The organism is Caldisericaceae bacterium (assembly GCA_036574215.1).
Taxonomy (GTDB): domain Bacteria; phylum Caldisericota; class Caldisericia; order Caldisericales; family Caldisericaceae; genus Caldisericum.
Genome location: JAINCR010000093.1, coordinates 1 through 6,135, shown reverse-complemented (window position 1 = coordinate 6,135; position 6,135 = coordinate 1). Strand labels below are relative to the sequence as shown.

Genomic DNA, 6,135 nt, shown 5'->3' with positions numbered 1-6,135 from the left:
TTCTTTTACCTACATTTGCTATTCCCAGGGCATTAATTAAATTAGGTAAAGGCCTTGATTTACTTTCTTCAATATTTCTTAAAATTTTTGAAGCAAGCACATCTCCCATTCTTTCAAGTTTCATTAGGTCTTCATTTTTTAAATAGTAGAGGTCGGCATAATCTGAAATCAAACCTTTTTCCACTAAGGCAGCAATCAATTTTTCACCAAGAGACTCTATATCCATGGCATCTCTTGAAACAAAATGTATAATTCTTTCTTTCACCTGTGCAGGACAGCGAACGTTAATACAGACGGTTGCAGCAAAACCCTCAGCCCTAACAACTTTACTTCCACAAACAGGGCAACGATCAACCATTTTAAAAGGAACTTCTTTACCAGATCTTTTTTCTTTAACAACCCTTACAACCTCAGGTATAACAGAACCAGCCTTATGAACTATTACGTGGTCGCCAACTCCAACATCAAGTGCTTTTGCAATATCCTCATTGTGGAGGGATGCCCTACCTACCATTGAGCCATCGATTTCAACAGGATCAAAAATGGCAACCGGGGTAATCACACCTGTTCTTCCTACGCTAAAGATGATATCCCTAACTACAGTTTCTGCTTCTTCTGCAGGAAATTTAAAAGCAATTGCCCATCTCGGTTCATGGGATGTTGCACCTAAACGCTTTTGAAGATTCATATCATTTACCTTTACTACAACTCCGTCTGCTCCAAAAGGAAGACTATTTCTAATTGAGGTAAGCCTTTTACACTCTTTTATGAGGCTTTCAATATTACTAAAAACTTTCGTCTCGGGACTGACCCTAAAACCAATCTTATTGAGATACTGTAACATTTCAAACTGGGTTTTAAAGTCAATACCTGAAATAGCACCAACACCATAAGCTATCATATGGAGTTTTCTTTGCGCAGTTATCGTTGAATCAAGCTGTCTTATGGAGCCAGCAGCAGCATTCCTTGCATTGGCAAAAGGAGGAAGCCCATCTTCAATACGTTCTTTGTTTAGCTTTTCGAAGTCTTTTTTGAACATAATCACCTCACCACGCACTTCAATGAGTGGCGGAGGATTATCAACCATTAACCTTAGAGGAACACCCCTTACAGTTTTAACATTGGGGGTTACATCTTCGCCTCGGATACCGTCACCCCTTGTTGCACCACTTACAAGAATACCGTTTTCATAACGGATTGAGATTGCAAGACCATCCATTTTAAGTTCCGTTTCATACTCAACTTCGTCTACTTGAGCGTCTCTTTTTACCCTTTTGTCAAATTCTTTTAAATCGTTTTCATCAAAGGCATTACTAAGAGAAAGCATTGGGACTTCATGTATTATTTCACTAAACTCTTTAAGAGGAGGTGCACCAACTTTTTGAGAAGGAGAATCGGGAGTAATTAAATCAGGGAATCTTTTTTCAATTGCAAGCAATTCTTGAAAAAGCATATCATATTCTCTATCTGTAATTTCTGGAGAATCAAGCACATTATAGCGGTAGTTATGATAGTTGATAAGATTTCTCAACTCCTTCAGTCGTTTTTGTGCCTCCTCCTTATTGAGACGAGACACATCAATTTCCATCGTTATCCTCCTTATTTTTGAATTAATGTAATTTCTGTTCCCTCGATGACATAAAATGATTTAGAATTCTGAGAAAGCACAAATATAGGATTATCGATATTAAAGATTTTTACAAAACGGCCAATTTCTTTTCCGTTGTTCTCCTTTAATATCAACTGATAATAGTTTTTGTCATTGTTCTCTCCCTTATACAAAAAAAGTTGAGTTAAAGAATTCTCAAAATATGCATAGGGGATATTATCAATTTTAGGAATAGAATTCAACAACTCCCCGTTAGAGTTATAAAAATAAAAACCCGAAGAAGTTGAAAAGACAATCTTGTTTTGCAATGGTAAAATATTATTTATAGATGAGCTAAACTCAACTGTGTTTTGCTTTACAAGTTGATTACTAAAAAAGACTACCTTTAAAGACAACTTTTCTTTTGCAGTTGGATCGACTACAAGATTTCTATAACCAGAAACTATATTACCACCATTTAAGAAATTAACAAAGATTGAATTAACATAAGATGACATCGAATTTTTAAGCGTTGTATGATCTTGCTTAAGAATTTTATCACCACTAAGTATATATAGATCACCGTTTTCAAGCGCTAAAGCCACATTACCCGAAGAATTAATGGCAAGTGAAGAGTTTTGACCCATGTCGGGAATGACATTTTTGGAAACAACTTTGCAAGCACTATTAACTCTTACAATTTGATACGAGAGGTCTTTCAAAGATTGAAAAACAAACATCATATCACCATTTTCTAAAAATGCTACATAAGGGTCTTTGGGAATAAAGTTTTCAAAACCAATTTTACAAAGTTCTTTAAAGTTTTCATCAAGAACATGGTATGAGGTGCAGGCAACTATAAAGGAGTTATTACTCTTATTGTGCACAATACCAAAAACTTTTTCATCAATTTTTTTAATAAATTTAGATTCACCAGTTGGCGAAAAAAGAGCAACGTATCCTTGGGCATTACCTATAAGCAGGTTATCACCAACAGATATTGCACACGTAGGATTTTCTGAAAGTGATTTCACATGGGTTTCTGTTAAAATTGATTCTTTAAGCGTAAGCAACTTATAAGAGATAAAGGCACCTGAAAGTATTATCACTAAAGAAACTAATAAAGCAATAACGATATGCTTAATATTTTTTCTTTTCTTCTTTTCTAATTTTTTCTTCATAGTTCAATTGTATTTGAAAACTCATTTTAGTCAAGCATTTGAAAACTCTTGTTTGAGAAACTTATCCAAATATATTGTATAATTGACATCATTATAGTAAAATAAAATCAAAAGGAAAAAAGGTGAAAACGCTCTTAGATTTAAAAGAATTAAGAGTAAGAACATTAATAACTGCAAGCATTGGAAGTGCAGTAATATCGCTTAGTTCTCTATACGTAGCATTGAGGATGGGGGCACTTCCTTGGCCAACGGTGTTTGTTGCAATTCTGTCAATGGGCATTTTAAAATGGCTAAAAAACACAAATATAAACGAGATAAATGTTGCCCATACCGGAATGTCTGCAGGTGCATTGGTTGCTGGAGGAATCGCCTTTACTATACCTGGCATTTGGATCATCAATAAAAGTCAGAACATTAACTTTCTGTTTGTATTTTTAAGTGCACTTTTAGGAACAGTCATAGGTTTAATTGGAATAATTGCAATTAGAGCATATTTCATTGAAAAATCTAATTTACCTTACCCCATTGGAGTTGCAACGGCAAACACCTTAATTGCAGGAGATGAGGGTGGAAAGAAGGCAAAGATAGTATTCTCAAGTTTGCTCTTTTCATCCATCGTAACCTTCCTAAGGGATGGTTTTTCTTTTATCCCACAGGTAATTTTTGTAAAAGGGCTTACACTGTTAGGTATAGGATTTTTCATATCACCAATGGCATTAGGAATTGGTTATATAATAGGAATTACATATATGGGGGTTTGGTTTATTGGAAGTGTAATTGGTAATTTAATATTTCCTTTATTCTTAACAAACTGGCTTTCAACTTTAGAAAAAGTTACAAATTTTAAGGTTAATCTTGGTATTGGCCTTATCATTGGCGGTGGAGTTGCTATCGTTTTGAAAGATATATTTCCAAAGACAAAAGAAATATTCTTAAAGTCTGTTGAAAATTTAAAAATAGCAAAAATTTTTATTATTGTTGCTTTAGGAGTTGTTTTAGTTTTAGAAATAGCATTCCTAAATATTAACTTTATTACAGCAACTTTAATTGCTATCCTTACACTTATAACTATTGTTATGGCTGCATATATCGATGGGGCAACTGGTATCGTGCCAATGGAAATTTTTGGAATTATTGTGCTTCTTGTTGTAAAATTTATTACTCCATATGTATCAAAGGATTACTTAACTTTATTTGCAATTGCTGCAGTTGTCTCGGTTGCAACGGGAATAACAGGGGATAATCTACAAGATTTTAAAACTGGGAACATTTTAAAAACGAATCCAAATGCACAACTTATCTCTGAACTTACTGGGGGGATAGTTGGAAGTATTTTTGGGACTTTAGGATTGTTTATCCTCTATAAGGCGTACGGGAGCTTTGGGCCAAGTTCGTTTCTTGTTGCACCACAGGCATTTGCCGTATCCCAAATGATTCAAGGCTTAAAAGATCCAAGAGCATTTTTCTGTGGATTTATCTTGGGTGTATTTTTATACTTCTTCCATGTTCCTTCGATGATTCTTGGCATAGGAATTTACCTTCCGTTTACAATTTCATCTACTGCATTTATTGGAAGCCTCATAAAAGCATTGGTCATTAAAGTTAAAAAAGAACAAAACTCTAACGGAGAATTAGTCGCTTCTGGCCTTTTGGGAGGCGAAGGTTTTGCAGGAACAATTGTTGCAATAATAAGATTTATTTGGAGGTTATAAATGGGAAGTATTACAGATGTAAAAGGAATACTTGTAGGAAATTATGAAGATTTAGATAGTTTAACAGGTTGCACAGTTGTGCTTGCAAAAGATGGGGCATACGCTTCCTATGATGTAAGAGGTGGTGCTCCAGGAACAAGGGAAACTGATTTACTCAATCCAGAAAACCTCGTTCAAAAAGTTAATGCAATTTACATAGGTGGCGGCAGTGCTATGGGATTGGAGGGGGCATCGGGTGTTTCTCGTTATTTGGAAGAAATTAACGCAGGCTTTGATACTGGTGTTAAAAGAGTCCCAATTGTTTCTGGCGCAATCATCTATGACCTTGAAATAGGTAAACCAAGTTATCCCGATGTGGAAGCAGGTTACAAAGCAAGTATAAACGCAAAAAATACATTAGATAAAACAGGCAATGTTGGTGCAGGTATTGGTGCAACCGTAGGAAAAATAAGAGGTATGAGTTATGCAATGAAAGGTGGTTTAGGCACAGAAAGTATAAGAGTTAACGATGTTGTAGTTGGTGCTCTTGTTGTGGTAAATGCCTTAGGAGATGTTTACGATTTTGACGGAAAAATTATCGCAGGAAGTTTAAATGATGGTAAAAGTGGTTTTATTAATACAGTAGAGTTTCTAAAAAATGCTTCAATCAATACCAATCCTTTTAAAAACACAACAATTGGTGTTATTGCAACAAATGTTACGCTTACAAAAAGCATACTAAAAAGAATAGCAATAAGCGCACATGATGGGATTGCAAGGAGAATAATACCCTCCCACACAATTTTTGATGGAGATACCGTTTTTACTCTATCAACGGGAGAAAAAGATTTTGATAATATATTACTCATTGAAACACTTTCGCAACTTGTTTTAGAAAAAGCGATAGTAAATGCAATTAAGAATGCAGAAACAGTTTTAGGTGTCCCAAGTTCAAAAGATTTGGGGATAATTTAAAAATTTTAGTATAAAATAAATAATAAAGAAAATCAATGTTAAAAAATAAGGAGGTTAACATGATTATTACAACAACACCAACGATTGAAGGAAAAAAAATCGTAAAATACCTTGGGATTGTAGCAGGAGAGGTAATTGAGGGAACAAATGTTTTTAGAGACATTGCAGCAGCAGTTAGAGACGTTGTTGGCGGTAGAGCAAGTGCATACGAGGAAATTTTGATAAAAGGAAGAGAAAAAGCAATTGAAGAAATGAAAGAAAGAGCAAGGGCTATTGGCGCAAATGCAATTGTTGGCGTCGACCTTGATTACGAAGTTTTAGGGCATTCTGGAGGTATACTTTTAATTTCTGCTTCAGGAACTGCTGTGGTAGTTGAGGGTATCTAACTGTAAAGGGGGTCATTCTAACGAGGCACTGTTTGCCTTCACGGTGTCATTTTTAATAAAGTGAAGAATCTCAGTCGTCTATGTTTTTTAGGATTCAGGGGAGTCTTGAGGAGGTTGCTTTTACCCATTAAATATAAGATCCTTCGCTACCGCTCAGGATGACAGGGGAATAGGAAATAGGGTGACATGGGAATAGGAAATAGGGTGACATGGGAATAGGAAATAGGGTGACAGGGTAGGAGGATTCAGGGGGACAAGGTAGGAGGATTCAGGGAAACTAAGAAAAAGAGTGCTAAGGATAACAAACAGAAAAC

4 protein-coding genes and 1 pseudogene are annotated in these 6,135 nt (G+C 35.3%); 3 read left to right on the top strand and 2 right to left on the bottom strand.

Features of this window, described 5'->3' with window-relative positions:
• Both ligA and K6343_05775 read right to left on the bottom strand, forming a co-directional pair.
• Positions 1 to 1,588: NAD-dependent DNA ligase LigA (gene ligA / locus K6343_05780; GenBank protein MEF3245467.1), on the bottom strand; the 1,588-nt coding region annotated here is incomplete at its 3' end.
• Between the two features lie 11 nt (positions 1,589 to 1,599).
• Positions 1,600 to 2,769 (bottom strand): hypothetical protein, encoded by a 1,170-nt coding sequence (locus tag K6343_05775; protein ID MEF3245466.1) that lies wholly within the window; start codon positions 2,767 to 2,769, stop codon positions 1,600 to 1,602.
• A 140-nt stretch (positions 2,770 to 2,909) separates the two neighbouring features.
• Between K6343_05775 and K6343_05770 the strand changes: the two are divergent.
• From K6343_05770 to K6343_05760, 3 genes and pseudogenes are all read left to right on the top strand, one after another.
• Positions 2,910 to 4,481, top strand: a pseudogene (locus tag K6343_05770) (OPT/YSL family transporter).
• Positions 4,482 to 5,435, top strand: coding sequence for a P1 family peptidase (locus K6343_05765; GenBank protein ID MEF3245465.1), 954 nt, complete (start codon positions 4,482 to 4,484; stop codon positions 5,433 to 5,435).
• A gap of 59 nt (positions 5,436 to 5,494) precedes the next feature.
• Complete coding sequence (locus K6343_05760; GenBank protein MEF3245464.1) at positions 5,495 to 5,821, top strand: heavy metal-binding domain-containing protein; 327 nt, start codon at positions 5,495 to 5,497, stop codon at positions 5,819 to 5,821.
• The last annotated feature ends 314 nt before the right edge of the window (positions 5,822 to 6,135 follow it).